At 39.9% G+C, this 20,901-nt stretch carries 26 protein-coding genes; all 26 read right to left on the bottom strand.

Translation table 11 applies throughout. The features are described from left to right. A partial coding sequence (locus tag C9E89_RS19780) for a hypothetical protein (RefSeq protein ID WP_213069654.1) occupies nucleotides 1-298 on the bottom strand: 298 nt, incomplete at its 3' end. 43 nt (nucleotides 299-341) lie between these two features. Next, nucleotides 342-2,831: a phage tail protein gene (locus tag C9E89_RS19775; RefSeq protein ID WP_107009918.1), complete on the bottom strand. Its 2,490-nt coding sequence runs from the start codon at nucleotides 2,829-2,831 to the stop codon at nucleotides 342-344. A 1-nt stretch (nucleotide 2,832) separates the two neighbouring features. Then, nucleotides 2,833-3,255 carry an NlpC/P60 family protein gene (locus C9E89_RS19770; protein ID WP_107009919.1) on the bottom strand — a complete coding sequence of 141 codons (423 nt, stop codon included), beginning with the start codon at nucleotides 3,253-3,255 and terminating at the stop codon, nucleotides 2,833-2,835. Then, nucleotides 3,252-4,109 carry a DUF2163 domain-containing protein gene (locus C9E89_RS19765; protein WP_107009920.1) on the bottom strand — a complete coding sequence of 286 codons (858 nt, stop codon included), beginning with the start codon at nucleotides 4,107-4,109 and terminating at the stop codon, nucleotides 3,252-3,254. Before C9E89_RS19765 ends, C9E89_RS19770 begins: the two co-directional genes overlap by 4 nt. Beyond that, on the bottom strand, nucleotides 4,106-4,756 hold the full coding sequence (locus C9E89_RS19760) for a DUF2460 domain-containing protein (protein WP_107009921.1): 651 nt from the start codon (nucleotides 4,754-4,756) through the stop codon (nucleotides 4,106-4,108). The genes C9E89_RS19765 and C9E89_RS19760 overlap by 4 nt, the downstream gene beginning before the upstream one ends. A gap of 10 nt (nucleotides 4,757-4,766) precedes the next feature. Beyond that, nucleotides 4,767-8,825, bottom strand: coding sequence for a M23 family metallopeptidase (locus C9E89_RS19755; RefSeq protein WP_107009922.1), 4,059 nt, complete (start codon nucleotides 8,823-8,825; stop codon nucleotides 4,767-4,769). Nucleotides 8,826-8,933: 108 nt separating this feature from the next. After that, nucleotides 8,934-9,377, bottom strand: coding sequence for a hypothetical protein (locus C9E89_RS19750; RefSeq protein ID WP_107009923.1), 444 nt, complete (start codon nucleotides 9,375-9,377; stop codon nucleotides 8,934-8,936). A gap of 108 nt (nucleotides 9,378-9,485) precedes the next feature. Then, the gene (locus C9E89_RS23350; protein ID WP_171405180.1) at nucleotides 9,486-9,626 is read right to left on the bottom strand and encodes a hypothetical protein; all 141 of its coding nucleotides are present in this window, start codon (nucleotides 9,624-9,626) and stop codon (nucleotides 9,486-9,488) included. Then, entirely contained in the window at nucleotides 9,616-9,795 is a 180-nt protein-coding gene (locus C9E89_RS19745) for a hypothetical protein (RefSeq protein WP_107009924.1), read from the bottom strand. The genes C9E89_RS23350 and C9E89_RS19745 overlap by 11 nt, the downstream gene beginning before the upstream one ends. 109 nt (nucleotides 9,796-9,904) lie before the next feature. Beyond that, the gene (locus C9E89_RS19740; RefSeq protein WP_171405179.1) at nucleotides 9,905-10,087 is read right to left on the bottom strand and encodes a hypothetical protein; all 183 of its coding nucleotides are present in this window, start codon (nucleotides 10,085-10,087) and stop codon (nucleotides 9,905-9,907) included. 68 nt (nucleotides 10,088-10,155) lie between these two features. Further along, a complete protein-coding gene (locus C9E89_RS19735) occupies nucleotides 10,156-10,470 on the bottom strand; it encodes a hypothetical protein (RefSeq protein WP_107009925.1) in 315 nt (104 codons plus the stop codon). Nucleotides 10,471-10,476: 6 nt separating this feature from the next. Then, nucleotides 10,477-11,244 carry a hypothetical protein gene (locus C9E89_RS19730; protein WP_107009926.1) on the bottom strand — a complete coding sequence of 256 codons (768 nt, stop codon included), beginning with the start codon at nucleotides 11,242-11,244 and terminating at the stop codon, nucleotides 10,477-10,479. Between the two features lie 64 nt (nucleotides 11,245-11,308). Next, nucleotides 11,309-11,749: a hypothetical protein gene (locus C9E89_RS19725; protein WP_107009927.1), complete on the bottom strand. Its 441-nt coding sequence runs from the start codon at nucleotides 11,747-11,749 to the stop codon at nucleotides 11,309-11,311. Next, complete coding sequence (locus C9E89_RS19720) at nucleotides 11,742-12,221, bottom strand: hypothetical protein (RefSeq protein WP_107009928.1); 480 nt, start codon at nucleotides 12,219-12,221, stop codon at nucleotides 11,742-11,744. The genes C9E89_RS19725 and C9E89_RS19720 overlap by 8 nt, the downstream gene beginning before the upstream one ends. Nucleotides 12,222-12,228: 7 nt before the next feature. Further along, on the bottom strand, nucleotides 12,229-12,423 hold the full coding sequence (locus tag C9E89_RS19715; RefSeq protein ID WP_107009929.1) for a hypothetical protein: 195 nt from the start codon (nucleotides 12,421-12,423) through the stop codon (nucleotides 12,229-12,231). 9 nt (nucleotides 12,424-12,432) lie between these two features. Next, a complete protein-coding gene (locus C9E89_RS19710) occupies nucleotides 12,433-12,816 on the bottom strand; it encodes a DUF4054 domain-containing protein (RefSeq protein ID WP_107009930.1) in 384 nt (127 codons plus the stop codon). 10 nt (nucleotides 12,817-12,826) lie between these two features. After that, on the bottom strand, nucleotides 12,827-13,147 hold the full coding sequence (locus C9E89_RS19705; RefSeq protein ID WP_107009931.1) for a hypothetical protein: 321 nt from the start codon (nucleotides 13,145-13,147) through the stop codon (nucleotides 12,827-12,829). A gap of 13 nt (nucleotides 13,148-13,160) precedes the next feature. Continuing rightward, complete coding sequence (locus C9E89_RS19700; RefSeq protein ID WP_107009932.1) at nucleotides 13,161-14,141, bottom strand: major capsid family protein; 981 nt, start codon at nucleotides 14,139-14,141, stop codon at nucleotides 13,161-13,163. Between the two features lie 3 nt (nucleotides 14,142-14,144). Beyond that, nucleotides 14,145-14,615, bottom strand: coding sequence for a structural cement protein Gp24 (locus C9E89_RS19695; protein ID WP_107009933.1), 471 nt, complete (start codon nucleotides 14,613-14,615; stop codon nucleotides 14,145-14,147). 14 nt (nucleotides 14,616-14,629) lie between these two features. Further along, a complete protein-coding gene (locus C9E89_RS19690; RefSeq protein WP_107009934.1) occupies nucleotides 14,630-15,832 on the bottom strand; it encodes a DUF2213 domain-containing protein in 1,203 nt (400 codons plus the stop codon). 190 nt (nucleotides 15,833-16,022) lie between these two features. Beyond that, nucleotides 16,023-16,217, bottom strand: coding sequence for a hypothetical protein (locus tag C9E89_RS19685; RefSeq protein WP_107009935.1), 195 nt, complete (start codon nucleotides 16,215-16,217; stop codon nucleotides 16,023-16,025). A 47-nt stretch (nucleotides 16,218-16,264) separates the two neighbouring features. Then, on the bottom strand, nucleotides 16,265-17,077 hold the full coding sequence (locus tag C9E89_RS19680; RefSeq protein ID WP_107009936.1) for a phage minor head protein: 813 nt from the start codon (nucleotides 17,075-17,077) through the stop codon (nucleotides 16,265-16,267). Then, the gene (locus C9E89_RS19675; protein WP_107009937.1) at nucleotides 17,019-18,359 is read right to left on the bottom strand and encodes a DUF1073 domain-containing protein; all 1,341 of its coding nucleotides are present in this window, start codon (nucleotides 18,357-18,359) and stop codon (nucleotides 17,019-17,021) included. The genes C9E89_RS19680 and C9E89_RS19675 overlap by 59 nt, the downstream gene beginning before the upstream one ends. Nucleotides 18,360-18,367: 8 nt before the next feature. Further along, a complete protein-coding gene (gene terL, locus C9E89_RS19670) occupies nucleotides 18,368-19,894 on the bottom strand; it encodes a phage terminase large subunit (protein ID WP_107009938.1) in 1,527 nt (508 codons plus the stop codon). After that, nucleotides 19,872-20,348 (bottom strand): DUF2280 domain-containing protein, encoded by a 477-nt coding sequence (locus C9E89_RS19665; RefSeq protein WP_107009939.1) that lies wholly within the window; start codon nucleotides 20,346-20,348, stop codon nucleotides 19,872-19,874. The genes terL and C9E89_RS19665 overlap by 23 nt, the downstream gene beginning before the upstream one ends. Nucleotides 20,349-20,405: 57 nt before the next feature. After that, nucleotides 20,406-20,901 (bottom strand): putative metallopeptidase (locus C9E89_RS19660; protein ID WP_107009940.1); only part of this gene is annotated, 496 nt, incomplete at its 5' end.

The following is a 20,901-nucleotide window of genomic DNA, read 5'->3' as shown; positions in this document are numbered from 1 at the left end:
ACTTCGCATCTGTTGCCGCAGCAGAAATTGCATTAGCTTGAGCAGCGTCGGCTTTAGACTTCGCATCAATTGCCGCAGCAGAAATTGCATTAGCTTGAGCAGCGTCGGCTTTAGACTTCGCATCAATTGCCGCAGCAGAAATTGCATTAGCTTGAGCAGCGTCGGCTTTAGACTTCGCATCTTCTTTAGATGAGGCATTGTCAACAAACTCACCTAAAGCAGTTTTGAACCCCTGTTCTGTAACATTTGCACCAATCAGTGTGCTCTTATCTGGTAATGGCATAAAAATCTCATCCATAAAAAAAAGCACCCAAAATGGGTGCTCATGTTGTTAATCAGATTTAAGTTTCAGAAGTACTTTGAACATACTGATCTGAATAATTCCAAACTGTATCTTTCCATACATCACGTGCAGCAACTCGCACATAGTAAATCGTTGTAGATGTAAGCTTTTCAAATGTATGAGATAGATCTGACCCGACCCACGTTGGTACAATTGAACTCGGATCAAAGTTTTCCGTTTGACTCATCCAAACTGCGTAATCTTTTAAATCAGGTGCTTCACTTGGATTCCAACTTACAGTTAATGTATCTTTAGTTGCTGTGGTATATACATTTAAAAGTTTTGTAGGAACTGGATTACTGATATTCAACTCTGCGAATAAACCCACATTACCACCACTAACACTAGCCACCCGAATTGTATAGGAACGCCCCAAGCCATCAGATTTCGCTTCCTCAAGAGAATAACTATAGTCTGTATTGGTTGTCTCAACTTCACGTAGCAAGATACCATTTGAAAGCACTTGTACAATATAGCCCGAAGCACCCACAACAGTTTGCCACTGCACTTTAAAACTCGTACCGATAAATGGTGACTGTAATGAGAGCCCTTTTACACCTGCAGGCTTTCCACCTACCAATGTGTAGCTATAAGCAGTCACTTCATCTAACGTTTGCTCTTGCTGCTGTAAGCCATTGAAACTAGTAAATTTCAAATGGATCTGTTTGCCAATAAGATTTTTATTAAAACTATGTTCAAAAATCGCTTTATCAATACGGACAAATGGCTCACCTGCAATATGTACTTGAGCATCATTAAAACGTCCACGTAGTACATCATCTAATGTATACAGACCTGATCCATTGAGTGTTGCCACTTGATAGTTCAAATATTCGCTACCCAACAAACATAATGTCGCATCCGCTTCAGCATCCTCTAAAGTCCCACTGAACATTTGACTGGGTGTATTAAGCTGGACTTGCAATGCCGTGTCATCTGCATCAATAGCGACAACCAATTGACCATAACGCGCTGAACCATAAATGGTCCCAATCATGTCATAAGTAGTGTTGTCTAAACTCGCCCAGACATTACAACCACCAAAATTCACCCCACCTGATACAGCGATCCACACTTGATTGATACCATTGGTCAAATCTAGAGGTGGTTCAAAAATGACAGGTGCATTCACATGTCCTGGTTCTTCATTTCCTCCCTGATAACCATTAGATGCTTGTAGGTCATATTCAATGGCTGAGTAAGATCCAACGGACAACTCATTTGCTGTAACGGTGAGCAAACCCTCATCGTCTTCTTCAATCCGTGTAATTCGTACAGGAAATTGATCCAACCCTAAAGAGATGTCTGTAATCGTCACAATATCCATGGGTTCTAGTCGGCAGTACTTCCAACCAAGCTGAAATTCGTATTCATTTCGGACATACAACAAGCGCTGTAAACGTAGTTGACAGGCATGCCGAGCAATTTTAGGCTCACAAAAGAAATCAAGTTTTACCGCGTCTTCTGTACGCAGACCAAACATTTCAATATTGGCTTGATCTTTGGCTTCCACTGTTTCCGTATTGTATTGGTTATAACGGTTGGTATATTCAATTTGCGTATGATTAAAAGCGTCCGTATCACGACTACGGCGCACTCTGATAGGCTCATCTTCACCAATAAAATCATCATCTGTTAAATGATAAGCAGGAGTTAAATCAGGCGTGAAGGTAACACCATGTCCAGTCAAAGCGGTATCGCCATAGGTTTTAATTTTTAAACCATCTGGACTGGGTACCACTGCGCAATTCACCGCCTCAACAATCGTATTGATCGTTTCATACGCTTCAGCTTGTTCTGTAAATGCAGGGCTAATTAATAAATTTGCTGCTCGGCAGTAGGTTCTAAATTCTGCCAAATCAGCCATATTTAAAATAGGTGCCGCACCGTAGCGTGGATGTGTAATAAAATCCTCAATTACATCAGCAGGATTGGCATCATGCACTGTATCTGACAGTGTAATATCGCTAATGACTTCAAAGGTATGATTGGAAAGACTTGCGTTATTCCCTAAATCATAATTCGCACAGGCAACATAACCAAGAAAAGGATAGTGTAATGCCTGATCTGGATGCTTGGTCTGTATATATCCCCAACGCGGATTATCATTACCATCAAATAATTCAAAACCTAACTGATCAATAGGGCTTTTGGTTACATCATTTTCAGTTTTATTGATGATCTGATCTTTGTCTCGCCATACAATCCCAATATCTCGGATCTTATTTTCACATAGCCCAAGCATTAATGAAGCATTGTAGGTAAATGTTGTATTTCGAGTTTTAGAGCTACCACCTTTACCCCCTGATTTAGTCACCGTGGTATGCGGTGTTGCAGTAAAATCACCATACCAAAACATATTGGCAGTCACTCGATTTTTACCATATACCAATGGTTGACAAAGACCATATGCAGATTGCTGAACACGCATGGAGTTAATACGCGTTTCAGTTGTACTTGTGGTACCACCACCAAATAATCCACCCATATTATTCTTTCAGCCTCTTCATACGAAAAAACCCAGCTATTCGCCGGGCTAAACTTCCTTTGGTACCATCTTGGATAATGACACCCTGATGGATATATGAGTGGATCACCGTTGGCCATTCCACAACGATGGCACCGTGACTGATGCATTTACCAAAGTGATATAAAACAATATCACCCGGCTGTGGTTCATCGACTTCAAAACATACACTTTTCACATGCTCTAAGTATCGTTGACCCAATTGATGCATGTGCCAATCAGGGGGATAAGGTCGTGGATCCAAATGATCCATTAAGCCCACTTTTTCATACACTTCACAGATTAAGGTACCGCAATCTACTCCGACACCTTTTACTCGCCCTTGGTGATGGTATGGTGTACCCAACCAAGTCTTAGCTTCTTCAACTGCTGCTAGATTTTTCATACAGCAGTCTCCGGTACAGGAATAAATGGTTTCCCTGCAAAACGATTACGATTATTAAAGCGATTAGTGCATGTATCTAAACGTTTATCACATCCAGGATACACTTTAATTTTCTGACCTGCTTTAGGTTGCTCAAGTAAAGGTAATGTCAGTACTAAAGTGCCAGACTCATGCAAACGAATCGTGCGCTTCAAACCTTTATTCCCACCCTCTAAAAACTCTACTACGCCTTGCGTGAACCAACCTTGTGGTTGTGTCAAAGTACATACAATTTGTGAAGTACTACTGTTTACCTCGATCGTTGTGCTTATAGCAAAATTATCACGCAGCAAACCACAACCATAATCGAATAAAGTATTGGAACAACTTGGTTGGTATAGGTTACGTGGCATTTGAATATGAAGATCATCAATATCTGATGCCACATTAAAATCAATCACATTTCGATCGAGTTCAGGTTCAATAATTCGACCTTCAAATAATTTTAAGGTTCCTGCACTTGTATCTGTAGGCGTATGCATATCCATAAAGATCCGTTCTAACTTAAAACGCGCACCATCCATTTGACCATTGTGAAAAGCCTGAACCACACGCACATCATTAAAATGCTGATCATTTATAGTATTAATGCTGACAGATAGATTATCGACCTCAATCCCTAGTGATAAACTGATTCCCTCACGGCTAATTATAGGTCCATCGGCTTTAAAAACTTGGTTGGCTACAATTAAGTCATAATCATAATTGGTGTAGCGGTATACATCACCTTGTACTGTGGTAATCGTATAAAGGTCTGCCATTAGGAATTGATCTTGATCCAATAAGGCAATTAATTGTGCTGATGCTTGTCTCATACCTTTACTCCTAAAGAGCCAACCAATTCAATTTTTTGTGCTTTCCACAGTTTGGCCATAAAATTGGAATACTGTTGTTCATCATCAGCAAAACGACAACGATAAAAGAATGTGCCTTTGACTGTGACCACCTCACCGACTGCCAACGGTGTATTCAGCATATATTTCCCATCCTTACTAATACCCGCCATTTCGTTATTCCACATGGGTTTTTCAATGTTGCTATCCCACATATTTTTGGTTTCAACTTGATTCCACATATTAGGATTAATCGGTTGAGTCATCTGCATCGTGTTGCTCACTGGCATATGTAGAGAATGCATTTTTTTGAAGATTTGGTAGGTTGTTGTGCTTCCATCCCCAACAAAAGTACATTCAAACTGATTGTCATCTGGCATCTTGTAGAGAAATGAATCAAAAGCACCACGGCGCTCGGTAAAGAAGCCTTCTAGTTGCTGTAACTCATTTCGCCCTTTGCTCTCTCGCAAGAAAGCAAAGGACATAGTGATGTTATATTTTGGAACTGCCTGATAGCTCGCTCTAAGCTCACGACCATTGATGGATGTCATAATTTTGGTATTAAAAATGGGAGTCTTTGTCAGCTCCCATTCCAATCCTGGTAATTCAGGAAATAATTCATCAGACACGCACTACTCCTTATTTGCCAAAATTACGCCCATACCCTTTTAGACCGCCCGCCAATTCACGACCATGTTTTTTCATAAAGCGTTTTATATCTTTAGAATCCCATGCTTGAATATTGACCTGTGGCATCGCTCCCATATCACCTGCATAAGCGGGTTGCTGTGCCATAGAACCATCACCCATCACCGATTTACCTAACGCACGGATCGTATTGGCATGCTGCTTAGGTAAAACCATTTCTTCCTCATGTAACTGAGTCATAGGATTTACACCTGCAGGAATGTCATAACCTCCTCGAGCAGAAGCCACTTTACCCACAATTGCCGAAACTCCAGCAAAAGCAGCAATACCTGCAGCCACGCCTAATGCAGGACCAATAATAGGAATTGCTGACATTGCAGCCCAAGCTGCTGCCATCGCTTCCCATGCTGACATCATGATGGATTTTAAAACTTCCATTAATTTCAGACCTAATCGAGCAAATACACCTGTTGAAGTTGCGGCAGTCTTAATGCCCTCACCTACAACAACCGCTGTTGTTTGTGCTGCTTGCCCTGAAACCTCAGCAGCGGTTTCGGAACTCACAAAACCTAACTTCTTAGCGAGTTTCATTGCTTGGATTTTTAACCACTCTTGTGACTCTTGTGTTGCGCTCTGAATAGTAAAAGTTAACATATCAGACATTATGGCTCTAGTCGCACTACTCCATGTAAAAGTACCATTCACCATCTCTTGAATACCCTTCCCCCACAAACTTGACATACGTGAAGTTAAACCACCAAACTTTTTCTCAAAGTCAGCCATTTCAGCATCGCTAAGTAATTTAGGGTTTTGTGTATCAGAGATTGCTTTTTGATGGTCTAAATCAACAATGGCATTAGTTGCAACAGCTTGCCCTTCAGGCTTACCTGTAATCTCTGATCGAGCACTTTGTAGTTCTAAACGTCGGATTAAACCATCTCGTTTAATTAAATAGAGTTGATCTTCAAGTTGCTTTTCGAGTTTTAGCTTTTCAACATTTGAAATTCGACCTGCATCAAATGCAGCCTGAATATTTGATTTTTCAATCTCAAATATCCGCTGTGCTGTATCTAATTTAAACTGAATTTCTTGCTCATCAATCGCCTGCTTCTGCTCTAATGCCCTCAGGTTGATTTCAACCATTTGCGCTTGCGCCTCTTGCTCAGCTTTAACTCGATAAGTCTTTTTATCATCAGTTGAAGCTGTTGAGTCATTGATACGCTGAATTGCTCTTGCTAAGTCCTGCTCCACCTTCTCTTGCTCAGTGGCATATTTGTACTTCAACTCAAGTCTTTCTTTTTCAGCCTGTTCAGCTTGACGATTTTGCTCCTCTTGAAATTTAAAATAATCATCATTTTCACCACCAGTTTTACTTTTGTTCGCTGAACCCGCTGTAGCGCCTTTTGGAACCTTATTCATAACATCTGGGGATTGGTGCAGTAGACTCAACACAACACCATCCGCAAAAGTAACTTTAGAAACGTAACCACCTTTTCCACTGTTAAATGTCTGAACATTTTTAACACTGTGATTAGTCGTAATAGGTGTTCCCACAGGCATTGAAAAATCCATGCCTTTGTGGAAAGTTGAAGCACCTGCTGTCGGCGCTTCTCTAGGACCATAGCCTGATGTCATTTTATAGGCTGAAAGAGGTTTACCACCTGCTTGTAAACGTGCTAAATGTTCCGCACTGACGGGTGCATTTTTCCCAGAGTAACGGACATCTAAGTGAGCCCCTGTGCCAATACCAGTATTTCCTGAAATGCCGATCAAGCGATTGCTTACAGCTTTTTCAGCATCGCTTTTTGCTTTATCGCTCGCCTTTTTTTCATCATCCTTTGTACCTGTGCCGATCCCTTTATTTGAGTTAAAGGTATTTGGCGGTGGCTTAATGGGCGCAGGTGGTTTAACTTCAGTCGGGTTTTTTAAGAACAAATTGGTAAATTGTTTATTACCATCTTCTGTAACTTGACCTATTTTATTCCAAGCATTTACTCCTGCATCAACTGACTTTGTTACACCACTATTCCAATCAGACTTTAACCAATCCATGCGAGTACTCATTTTTGATGAGTAACGATCAGTAATATCGCTTAAATCCTTAAAGCCTTGCTCATAAGCTGCTTTCGCACCAGAAAAATCAAAACTCAAAATACGACTGACAATATTGCCAAAAGTTCTAAACTTGGTACCCAAATAGTCCAAGCCAAATTGAATCGTTTCTTTTAATGCACCAAAACCATTTAACACGCCTGTAAATGCAATAGAAATTGCCTGACATGCAGCAACAATCACTGCTCGTATGATTGCAAAGGCAGATTGAATACCTACTTTTAAACCTACTGCAGCTGCTGCAAATCCCTTGATTGCACCTGAAACCAAGTCCATAAAAGTTATTTGCTGCAGTGAGCCATCGCCAATATCTTGTGTGAGGTCTGTCCAAATATCACCAATCACGCCTACTGTTGATTCCACAATTTCAGAGAGACTACTAAAAATGGTAATAATTGCCCCAACCGCATCATCAATTGAACCTTTTGACTCAGACATATAGCGTAAAAAGTTATTCGCCATGGTTTTTAAACCAGGTGCAAGATCAGCGACCAAATTTGCAACAACACCTTTGATGGTTGCACCAATCAAACCCAATGCACCTTGAAACTCTTTGGTTGCTTGAATTGCCTCATCATCAAGAATCACACCAAGTTCGTGCGCCTGTTTAGACATCTCCTTAAGCTTTTCGCCGTTATTCGCAAGCAATGGTGCTAGTAAGGTTGCATCATTGGCGATTGACTCCATGTAGAACGTCATTTCAGCTTGCGATACATTAGCTTTTTGCAAAGTCTGGTAATATTTTTCAAGAATTTGAGGACCTGATAATCCTTGAAACTCTTTAGCAGTTACTCCAACCTTAGGTGCAATTTTTTCGAAGAAGTCTGCCATCTCTCCACCACCTGTTTGCATGAAGTCACCAAACTTATCGTTCACATCTTTCATGATGTCACCGAGTTTTTCTTGACTTATACCAACAGAAGATGAGGCAAATGCCCACTCCTGAAATTCTTGTGTGGTTGTGTTAGCAAGACGTGACATATTTTCAATTTCACGCGCGTTACGAACTACTTCTGCGGTTAACGCACCTAGCTGTGACATGATTTGACTTGTCATATTTGCAAGGAAGTTTCCCGCAAAACTCGTCAAAATACCACCACGTCCACTAGGACCTGATCCACCACCTGATGGTCCACCGCCTCCGCTGCCACCGCCCGTACTAAGTTGATGGCGCAGCAGATCCAAAGCCACTTTTACGCGATCAAGTGATGCACGAAGTAGATTGCTCGTAGCATCAATATTGATAGCCAAGCCAGTGCTCAAGTTACTTAACATAGAACGCGCAAGATTAATCTGATTATTCAGATAGGTGAGATCTATACCAAGTTTGACTTTATAAGTTTTATTGGTCAGCCCTTGTAGCTTCATTTTTAAGTTTGAAATATCTGCCTGTAACAAACTCGGAATAACTTTGACTTTAACCCCTGCAGCAAAAGCAGCATTCAGTCTATTTTTAATCAAAGCAATTTCAGCAGTTAAGGATGGACTATCTAACTTGGGTTTAACCTTAATGATTTGTGCACCAAGTTGATTAAACTTTTGCTGAATTTCATGTGTATCAATATCTAAGCGGATATTTTGCAAGGGTAATGCAGCCAAGCGAGTTTGAATTAAACTTTCTGCTTGTCCAAGTTCACTATTTAAAGATGTGGTGTCTAATTTTAGTTTTACCTTTGCATCATCAGCGATACCATTGATGCGCGTTCGAATCGTATCCACAGCACTATTTAAACGTTGCTGCATATCACTCATATCAATATTCAAGCTGATATCAATATTTTTAAGTGAATCACGTACACCATCAAATGCATTTTTAATGGTATCTGCAATACGATTAATATCGACTGCTGCAGCTTGAACTTTATCAGTTGCCTGATTCATGCCCTGACTTAATGCCTCAGTTGAGGCTGTGATTTTTACTTCAACTTCGTTCGCCATTACTTTTCCTCAGGCAATAAAAAAGCTCGTAGATACGAGCTATGAATTTAGCGCAATAAAAGACCACTTCAATGAGTGGTCTTTAGAACATCTGACTACGAGTGTTTCTTAGTGTTTACACACTTGATTCCATAATGCATTAAAATTTTTAGAATACCCTTCCATTGCAGTATCAGCGATACCATTGGAAATGAAACGTCTGTATCCACTTGCTCCTGAACTTTTTACAATATTAATTTCACCACAAATTGCGGTCATATTATTTTGATTTGCATAAAATACATTTTTAAATTGTACCGATTCCGCATTAATAGCATCTTTAGTTAATTTCTCTTTAACAAGAATTATCATTCCTCTTGCTGCAGAATCAGTTGTTTTACCTTCGTATTGTATACCTTTAGGTAATTCAGCATCCTCCTCTTTGTTTATAGTACTACCCTCATTTTTTTTATACTCTGAGGATGAATCCCCTCTTAAACTCATCTCAATAACAACATTTAAAACAAATAATCCAAAAAAAACAATCAAAACCCACTTAATGGCTTTCTTCATAATATTCTCAAGCTATTGTAAAGTAAGCAGAACCTTAACTAATAAGAGAATAAAAATCAATCAGGGCAACCAAAGTCACCCTAAATGATTGATTTATACTTTATTTGATTATCCAATTACTTTAATTAGCTCAACCACAGCTAAAATAATTGGTGCAGCTTGCCAAGCAAGTATTCCAATTAATATTGATAAAACAATTATGTAAGACCAAATTCTTAAAGGTTTACTTTCTGATAACTTATTCATCATCTTGACTAACCTTCTGTTTCTTATACTCAAGATATGCTTTAAAAAATTGTGGTGACTGCCAAGCAAGGATGCAGGTAATCACAGCTAATAACAAAAATACTAATCGCCATATAGAAATATCTGCTGTCATTTTTAACAACCCATTTAAATTTGTGGTAAAATCGACCATGTAAAAATCTTTTCCTCTTGTTCTTGCTCTGTTCAATGGAAAACAAAAAACCCAAGACTGCGAATCTTGGGTTTTTGCTTTTTAAATATTCAATTAAGGGCAACCGAAGTTACCCCTGTGGGAACGCGCTCAACATCTCTTCCAAATCATCCTCTTCAGATTCTTCCTGTTGTTGATTTTCCTCAATTCCCATAAGCGCCTCTAAAATACGGCAAAGTCGCTGTACACCAACATCGGCGGGAGGAAATTTAAGCTGATACTCATTCAGTGCGTATAACCTCGGCAAATCCATCTGATCACGTACATAGTCATAATCCTTACCTGTGGTCAGCACCAAATGAGTATAAATTTCCTCCCAGTTTATTCCCCCGATTCATCACCATTTGAATCTTGCTTATTTTTCAAACCTGAAACTGACATGACTGCGCCCATCACTTCTTCAAGTTGATCCATATAAATCATATCTGAAACGTCTTCACGACTAATATCAGGATAATTACGCTTCAATGATTTATGTGCGACATCAATCACAAGCCCTACATCATGTGGTTTAAATTCTTGTAGTGCAGGTAAAAGCTTTTCAACCGCACCCAAAGATAACGGCGCAAAAACAAAAGACTGACCATCAATGACAACGGTCGTGCCACGTGGGTTTTCAACTTGATTAAATAACATGAATCATTACTCCGAAAGATTCCAATGAAAGACGCGGTTAAGATCATCAGCCATCGGCTGAAACTCGAACTCTGGTAGATCGTAATCATCTTGTTTTGAGCTGAAGCCGAGCTTATTACTGGTGCAACGGAAGAACTCCATGCCCATAAATTTACCTTTATATTCACGCTGTAAGTTAACTGAAAATTCAGGGGTATAACCCATATCCAAGTTATTGACTAAACCTGACTTGGCACCTGCAACCGTTGCAGAATACTTAAAGCTGATAAATACCACTTTACCGACATCAGCCACAGCAAAGGTATATTCACCCGTTGCCTGATCGACACTGTATTGACCTGTTACGGGTGCAGATGCAACACGCTTCAATGGAATTGCCTTAGCATCTGTTACACCCAAATCTTTCACAAAAGTACCTGCGTTTGGTACAACAGGCGTTAACGTTCCACCTGTTTGGATTTTTTCACCATTAATGGTTTGAGTAACAACGTCTATTCCACCGTCAGCAACAACACCACCAAAGAAAATCGAGTTCAGTAACGCACCACTGATACGACCAATTGTTGCTTTGCACTTAATTGAACCCTTACCACGTGCAGCATCTACAGCAAACTGTCCACGACCAAAAAGTTCTTTTAAGTCATAAGATAGATCAACTGATACTGACTGCATAACACCAATCTCAACAGGTGTAGGATTAGTAATCGGTTGACCATAAACATCTACAATTGGCGTGGCAAACAACTTACCTGCACCAAATAAATATTGAGCCATTGATTTAGACCTCTATAAAATGAAAAAACCACCTAAAGAGGTGGTCATAATTTGAATTAAATCATTAGTTGGTGGTTAAGATTCGAATTGGGACAATCGCAATACCTTGTCCATCAATCATCCCATCCACACCTTCAAAAACTTCAATCGTGCCATCAATCCAACAATGCTCAACTAAACCGCCTAAGGTTTGGTATTCACACATTTCAGGATATTCAGGCTTCATTGCTTCTCGAATAGCATCAAGGTAATGATTGATCTGCATTCCTATAGCTTTTTCAGGATCAGCTTCATAGATATACAAATAAACTTCTGCAGCGAGTTCAATCTTGGCATTTAAACCTTTAACTGCATTTTCATCCTGATTGCCCTGAGTAATAAATAACGCAGGACGTTTTTCATTACCCACATGATTAAAATGACGTAATCTGCGGCTGACTGTCACCATGCCTTGGATATTGCTGAGCTGATCAAACAAAGCTTGGTAAATAGCTTCACTATTCATTTTTCAATCCTCGCTCAATCGCTTTCTCAATATTCTTTGGCACGGTTTTACCAATTTCATCTAAAGAATCCCGCATAAAACGGCGTTCCTTAAAATTAACAGTTCGACTGTGTGCTTTTACCAATACATCCTTAGGTGTAATAGGTTTACCAAATGCCTGTTTAATATGACGCAAATGACTTTTGATGTTTACGGCAGCAGCCAAGCCAAACTCATGAATAAAGGCATATTTCACATGAGCACCACCTGCAGATACAATCCCTTCAAACATTTCTGCTGACTCAGAAATACGTGAAACCAATGAACCACGTAAACGATCTGATTGGACATTGAGTCGTTGTCCACTGAGCATATCTTCCTGAATAGTTCGCTGTAGTTTTAAGGTCAATGCTGTGATGGTCTTACGGATTTCTTTCTTAATCCGATTATTTTCTTCATTTAGATGAATTTGTACATCAACCGAATCAACCATACATCACCTAGCTTTTAGTGGTAGCAACTGCTGTGACTTTTTTAGGCTCTTCCACATAACGTGTAAAACCCATTGGCTGCAAGATGTAATAAATATCTTGATCTGACTCAATGATATTTCGTGTATCAAGAAAGTACATCTGCCCAGCTATTTGAATGTTTGTACTTTTAAAATGTAGTGGTGCTTGATATTTAAATGACATGATTTTCTCCTAAACAACAAAGGCACCAACACGCAGATTATTAGGGTTGGTGCCTTGATTATCGATTGGAATAGAATTTTTTAATGCCAAATAACGTTGGCCATAAATGCTTTGATCGTAGAACGTTTCTTTTGCAGAACGCGAAAAACCAACGCTTTGTCCTGCAATCGACATATTACTTGCATTTGAAATGGCGGTACCATTTGGATTAGCTTTTTGAACTTTTAAAATATGTGCCGCATAAAGACCTACAGCGCGTTCTTTTAACTGCCCAAATTCCACGACCGATACCACAAGTTCCGCTTCTTCCAAAGCATCTTGTATTTCTGGCTCACTTGCATTGTAGAGTTGAGAATCTGATTTAAATCTTTCTCGGAAAGTCTGTAAGTCCATGCATCACCTATTATTCTTGAGCTTGAGCGAGTTTAGCTTGCAGCTGCTCTAATGTTTCATCATCCGCATAAGTCACACCCAAAGCTTTTAACTCAGCACGTACTTTATCGAGTTCAGGATCTGACTTGCTTGAACCTTTACGACCTGTAGTTTTACTGTCCTGCGTGTCATCCACTGAAAGATCACCCAATTCAAGCAAAGCCTTAAAGACTTTTCCTTTTTGCAATTTGGTCAACTCAGCACCAGTCAGCTCAATGGTTTGACCTTTGCCAATCTGAATACCATCAAAAGAAAAAGCGGCTTGTAAGCCGCTGTATGTAATTTTTGCCATAGTTTATTTTTCCTTATTCCACATCATAATAACGTAATGAATCAACGCGCTTCAGATGTACACCTTCATACATATAGTGACCCGGTGTGCGAATTGCGTAGTTGATTGGCTGTGCTGCTAAAAACTCAAGATCATTACAACGGAAAGTAATACAGTTTGGATCACGGCGGTAAATAATACTGCGGTCTGTACCACCCACACCTTTACCTTCCAAGTAGCTTTCAGAAGTAAAGGTCATGGTTTTACCCTGCATTGCAAAGGTGTTCTTTTCCTTAATATATTCAAGGAAAGTTTTACCTGCCGAATCAGGAACGATACGACTTGCTAAAATCGTGAACTTATTTTCAGGCATCACAAAAGTATCAGGCTGTACACTGGCATCAAACTTCGATGCGTTGGTTGCACCTTTGATGGCTTTGTTAATATCAGCCAAAACCACTTCAATGATCGCTGTTGCATAATCCACAGTAGATGCAATCACTTCCACACCTGTTTGATTATAAAAACCTAGTAAACCTGTATCAGATTCACCAAACCATGCTACATCGCTCATATGGTTTTCATATGCCAAACGCGCTGCAGTGATTTTATCTGATGCCAATGAAATTCCTGCACGTAATGCTGCAGCAGTTTCAAAAATCGTAGTTTCATAACCAATCACACCGACTTGGACGGTCAATTTTACTTCGTCATATAACACTTCAGCCAATGGCACATCATTACCTAAACCAGAATGACGTTTACCACGACCCACACCACGTTTACGCTGTAATACACTTGCCGAGCCTACTACCGCACCTGTCAGTGACTCAAGCGGTAGGTATTTTGCATAGGCTTGTGCTTCTGCCAATTGTGGTGACATTTCATCAATCGATTCAAGCTTGATGAGTAACTTAGCAAATGTATCTAAGTTAAAGGCATCACCGACTGCTGCTTGCACCCCATGTGCCACCGCCGTTAAACGGATTTTCATTTGTTCTAATTGTTTAGACATGTATTACGCTCCACGTAAACGAAGAATTGCCATACCATCTGCACCTGTGATGGTTTCCCATGCTGCGTTGGGTAATTCAGTTGAATCCAAAGCAGCCGATGAAAGAGATCCTAAAGGTGCATCTACTGTTGCATTGGCAGTACGTACATACACCTTGGCATTAATATCTGTAACAGGCGTAGTGGGTTTTACCCATACAGAACCAATCTGCATGATTGGTGCACAGTCTTTGGCTTGGTAAGCTTCAAGACCTTTCGCATTTTTTCCTGACTTGCCAATATGCTGAAATACCACCACACCAAATTTAGTATTGGTCGCACCTACGACAGCCGATACAGTTTTACCATCTGTAGATTGCACCACCACATCACCATCACTGAGCACAGTACTACCCGACACAGGTAACGATAAAATTTCTTCAGGCATGTGCAAACGCGCACGCATACCTGGAATTGCTTGAGGTGTTAAAGACATGCTCGATTCCCCTATTAGAATGATTGTTTCCAAGCATCTTGCTTGCTGCTTGACTTTTGTTGATTGGTATCAGGGTTTTGATCCCCAACATTGGTGGGTTGATGCTGGAACTGATTCAATGCTGTATTGACCGAGTTAGTATGTGCTACACCTTTCACCGCAGATAAAGCACGAAATACAGTGTCAATCTGATCAGGCTTGGCATCACCTACCGATACACCACCCAATACAGCAGTCACAAGCGTGTCACCTGCTTTGGCGCTAATCACATCACGCTTAATCTGCTCACAGGTACAACCTTCTGTTTTAACGTTAGGCACAAGTGCTTTAGCATCGGCAATTACTGTTGCGCGTTCTGCTGCAGCGTGTTCTAACTTTTCAGGGGTCATTTGATTTTTTTCTAAATCACCGACTTGCTGTTTTAACTGCGTGTTTTCAGTTTGTAATGTATCGACAACTGCCTGAACTGCAGCCATTTCATCACCAATTGAAAATTGCTTATCGCCGACTTTAAGCTTTGCGGCTTTTAAGTTTTCAATTTGGGTTTGTTGGATTTTCAAAGCATCTGCCAATGGTTTATTATCACCAATGTCAAAACGCATACCATTTACAATAACTTCCATGAAGTTTTCCTCTTGTGGAGTTGGGTTTTGGTCACCGATCCGACAATCACCACCACAGCGACCATATTTCACCAGTGCCACATGATTGCCAATAAAATTAATAAACTTCGCTTGGTATGGCGTACCATCAGGTGCGGTACCATTCTCTAAAACAAGGAGTGCCGCATAACCAAGCGACATTTCAATGCGCTCATTACTTTGAATGAGATCGATACTGATCTTGTCTTTAATCAGTAAATCCCCCACCAGATAATCACCTTCTTGGCGGACGTTCTCACAATAGCCAATGTGGTAGTCCTTCCAGTTAGAAGCATTGATTTCATTCTTTGGTGGGTGATAGTCCGTAGCATCTACATTTGAAAAACTCGCTACCGATTCAGGTTTAAAGAGTTCATCTGCAGGTGTGTAGACATTAATGATTTGATCTGCCGTAAATCCCTCTAATGATGGGAATTCATAGGCATAGTACTGTCGTACCTGTGGTGCTTTCGCTAAGCGAACATTGACGCACTTCAAGTACCCTTCTTTGGTAAATGAGCGTGACGATTCACTTGGTGCAAAATCACCAATTTTGAGTTGGTATAGGGTTTTCATAATGTTATAAGGTTCCTAAGAGCAGAAACATTCCAAGCAAGCAAATAAAAATTAGGAATAAATATGGTTCAAAGCTTGGTGAATCAGGTACTTTTTGTAGTGATGGGGTTGGTATATGTTTGGGCTTAGATTTCATAAATTGGGTTCATAAAAAAACCCTCAAATTTGAGGGTTTATATAATCGGTAGTATTAAGCTGGTCTAAGAAATATAATCACATAATGATCATTATTGTTTTGACTAATATTGTGTTCAATAAAATTAACCACACCCGAGATACTCCCACCTTCCGATAAAGCAATATTTATAGTTTCATCTATTCTTGGGATGGTATCTAAATTTAGATTAATAGCTAAATGGTCATGATTAATAATTTCAACTCTCATAAAAACACCTTATTTAAGAAAAGTTAACTCTATGAAAATTATAATATTTAATCAACCAAAATATCCTCATAATTAGGCAACGCCACACACCGACAACGAATAGGCTCACCAGGATGCCCACCACTTGGCGGTTCATCCCAACGAAAAGTTTTACCTTGCTTATGCCTATGATCTGCTCGAACTCGCTCATCTTTGGCAGTCTGCCACGTATAAGACTCAACACCTAAATCCAACTGACGTTGTTTATTGATATTCGAATTGATCTTACCCATCTGATCCGCAGCAATTAAACGCGCTCTAGACTCTGTACTTTGACCAAGCTTATGAATTTCTTGAGCGAGTTCCGCATTGGTCTGCCCTGTCTGTAAGGCATTTAAAACCAAAGCTTCTAACTTCTGTGCGTATTGCTGTGGAATAGACTTAATTAATGCTACATTTGCATCAATATTATAATCAACTGTACTTTGAATATCGGAAGCTTGATACAGCGGTGTCAGATCCACCCCAATCGCAGACTTAGTATGATTAGCAATCTGGCTATCCACCTCCTGCATAACATCAATGACAATCTTGGTTGCTAAGGGCTTTGATACCTCAGCAATATAATTATCAAATCGAGTACGTAACTTGCCAAACATATCACTAAACCAACTATCGCCAATGTTTTCACCTATAGTAGGCAAAACCATATCCTTGGTTTGATCTTGGCAATAACGCGCTATGGCAAGCAATTGACGAGTGTAATACAGCTCAGTTTTACGATTGACTTTGATGGGTTTTAGCTTAGGTTTACGCCCTTTCTTACTCTTCTGGATCTGTTGTAGTTGGGGTTTTAACAGTTGAATGATCTTCGCTACCATCTGTATCCACCATAAGTTCCAATTCTTTAATGTGATCATCATCAATCACAGAGTACACACCATCAATCTGTAACTGCCGTGCAATCTGGGATTCAGTGATAATGCCCATATTCAAATACTTTTCATCGCGTTCCGCATTTGCCTTTTCCACTTCTGAGCGAATCTTGGCATCAAGCTGCCACAATGGATTAAACACCACATTTAAATCAGGGAACTGCTTACCGAATGTAGATTGGCAAATTAATGCTAAAAACTTCATCAAAATAGGTTTCAGCATCCATTCCTGTTTTGTGGCAATTGAATCGTAATAATTACGGGTATCGTGTTCCCCTGTGGCATTCATCCCTGCAGGAGACTGACCAAATAAAATGGTATAAGGAATATCGGCTGCACCTGCGGTTTGAATAGAAAACTCGCGCATCAAATCAGGTAAACCACCAAATGTATATGTTTTAGAGTCGTATTCCTCTTCCTTATCCAGAACAATCATACCGTTTAAGCTTTTTAAAAATCCCACACTCATAAAGCGCTCAACAACAGTCTTCATATCCTCTGTGATTTTTTCAACCAAACTCGGTGTACGAATAATGTCAATTTTGGATTCATGTACCAAACTCGCTGTACTACGCTTCACACTGGCATGATCTAAGAGATCTTCATACACCTCCTGCAAAATGCTCTGAGGTTCTTCACTGACGACATCAGCATGGCAAATCTTAATCAGGCGACTATGATGAATACGCTTTTCAGGTGTACCATCATTAAACCGTAACTTATAAAATTCAGGCTGTTTGAGTAATCCACAACACGCTGAAGGTGGTAAATAGCTGCGAGTATCTTCCGTTAAGTACTTCTTCTTAATCACCGTAAAAAACTCTAAGCGTCCTACACCAAGTTTATTGATCTCAAAAGGCTGATCTAGATTTTGCCCATCTGCTGAACCAATCAATACATAGACCTTTCCATGCAAACGTGACAGGATCAAACTCGAAAGTAATACCTGATTTAAATGATAATGCTTACATGCCTCTTCGAGTTTTTTCAGATTACTCCCTTGAATATTTTCAAAGAACCAACCTGCTCGAAGCATGTCTGAGGAAGGACGATTGACGATACGTTTTGCTAACCAATTTTGATAAACCGCTTCGAGTTGATCATCTGGAATATCATGGCGTACAAATTGCCCATGTGATGCTTTATCTCGTGCGGTACCAATATTAGAGGCAAAGTTGGTATATGCCCCTGCATCGCCTATTGCATCGGGCTTGGTATTTTCAGCCATAATTTTTCCTAATCAAATACTGTTGGTTTTCTTGCCACAGTGTCATTTATTGCATCAATTGTTGGGTCCCATTGGTCATCATGATCATGCGTCATATCAGCAGTTAACCCTTCAACCTCTTCAACATAATTCAACAACCATGGAGCTGATGCAGGTAAAACCACCATACGATCTTCAACATAAAAAACCACATCCATTGTGCGTGTTAGCTTATCTATGCTTCGTTGGATAGCTCTAATTGGCAATGTAGTTTGCCTTGAAATAGTTTGAATCAATGTGGTCCCTGAGGCTTTATCCTCAATAGCCATATATCTAAGCTTTCCAATTTCTGTGTTGGATTCTTTATGTTTGTTGATGAATAGCTTGGCTTCTTTGATCAACTCAGGTGCTTCCCACTTCCCACGTTTCACATCAATAATGTACAACTTGCCATCATATCCAAGACCACCACACAAAAAGACTGAATAATCATTATGCTCTTTGGTTTTCTGCGCTGTATCAACCCATATTGCCCGCCATTTCAGTACTGGTAATTTAAGATAACGCCCAAACCACTCAGCTTTAACCAGGTCACCACCAAGCTTTTTAGGTCTCTGTTGATATTGACTACTAAATGTATAGCGAGAAACAGCCGCCCCATCTTTATCCTGTCCACCTTGTTCTAGTTGTAATAATGACTGTAATGATTCTTTTAATGGCCAATAACTTTGTCGCCCCTTTTCATCACGTTCAATATTACGCGGGATTTTCGATTGAATATGTTGAGGAAGCGCTTCAATATAAGCATCATCAATCAGCGCAGGGATACTGATTTGTTCCCATTCTCCTGGTACATTACCCGTCATCACAAAATTGGTTGGGTCTTCAACATGTAAACGCTGCATAATCAAAATAATCGGTGTCGATGATTTAGCTTTACGCGAGTTCACTGTATTTAAAATCTTACGATTCGCTTTATTGCGTGCAGTTTTACTAAATGCATCCTCAGGCTTTAAAGGGTCATCAAGTATAATCGCTCCAGTAAATCCATTATTAGCTAATGTACCTGCACGGCGTCCTGTAACCTGACCACCCATTGATGCTGAATAAACATGTCCTGCCTCATAACCATCTACCGTCGTTTTCCAACTCGCTTTTGCATCTGTACTTGTGGAAATTTTGATTGGCCACAAATTTTGGAAATCTTCTGACTTCACGATATTTCGTGCTGTGGCAGATACATCTTCAACGAGCGATTGAGAAAATGATAAATATAAAAAACGTGAACGTGTATTTCGTGCGATTCCTCTTGCAATTAGATTAGTTAAAAGCTCAGTCTTACCACTACCAGGTGGAACATTAATTACAAGGTTTTTTATTTTTCCTGCAATCACTTCATCAATCTTGTCAGCAATATATTCATGATGCCAATTGACTGAGAATTTAAAACCCATGCGAGGCTTAAAGAAACGACGTGTAAAGAACAGGTGTTCATCTTCACACTTGGTACGCTCAACTTCCAATTTTACGGGATCAGTATTCACTCTCGAGTTCATCAATCGCCCGCCTTACATCTTCTTTAGTTGCTGTCACATAGGTCACATTCTCATTTTGAATAGGTCCACCATTTTCACCCGTCACTTCTGTTCGGTTGGTGTATTGACCACCTATATCTTTAGCTGCTTGTTCTTGAATTTTTAATCGAAGAACATTGTTCTTTGTAGCTAAAAACATATTTTCGTAACGCTGCAGTCGAACAACTAGATTTGCGATTGGAATATGTTCGGGTTTACCTAAAAACTCCGAACGCGTTATTTCAAATTCTTTTTTAAACTCTTCGCTTAAATCTTTACCTGCTCTTTTGGTTGGATCGTAACGCTCACACTGTTGTCGAGAAACATTTAGATTTTTATATTCTTCGTTGACGAGCTTTGCTGTTTCTTCGGGGGTATTAAACTGCGCAAGTGACCGAACAATAAAGAGTTTCACCTCTTTTCTGAGGGCTGCCATAAATATCCACCTGTCAACGTACGTCAACGTAAATAACCAAAAAAAGAGCCTCTCAGCTCAAATCACACACGTCCCACAACACTTAGAAATATCAACATCAGCAACAAACGGCGCATTCTTTGTGATTTCGACCAAACGTTTAACTGATTCATTTGCGCCCCAACGTCTGACCACACCAAAGAATTCTTCAACGTCGTGACCTGCCAAATAATGTTTAGGTAAACCTGTCATATCGCTATACAGCATTTCACCATCTTCATCGCGTTCTACACCAATGTGATAAAGCTCATGATCGAGTAACGCGCAAAAGTTACGGTCATTGCTCTTTTCACAATAACTCGCATCAATCGTAATTAAATAAGTGGGTACAAAACCATACCAGTCCCGCATCTGTTGTTCTTGTCGTGCTTTCTTCCAACCACCCACGTTAAACATCACTTTTTCACATTGACCTAACACCATACGTTTTTTAGATTGAGCCGCAGATGATGCCCAAGCAAAAGCTAAGAACTCGTCATTGTCATGAAGTAGCTCAGCAATATGGTCATGGTCA

This window comes from Acinetobacter sichuanensis, from assembly GCF_003024515.2.
GTDB classification, from domain to species: Bacteria; Pseudomonadota; Gammaproteobacteria; order Pseudomonadales; family Moraxellaceae; genus Acinetobacter; species Acinetobacter sichuanensis.
The sequence above is the reverse complement of the archived record's forward strand: the minus strand, read 5'-3'. Positions and strand labels throughout refer to the sequence as shown.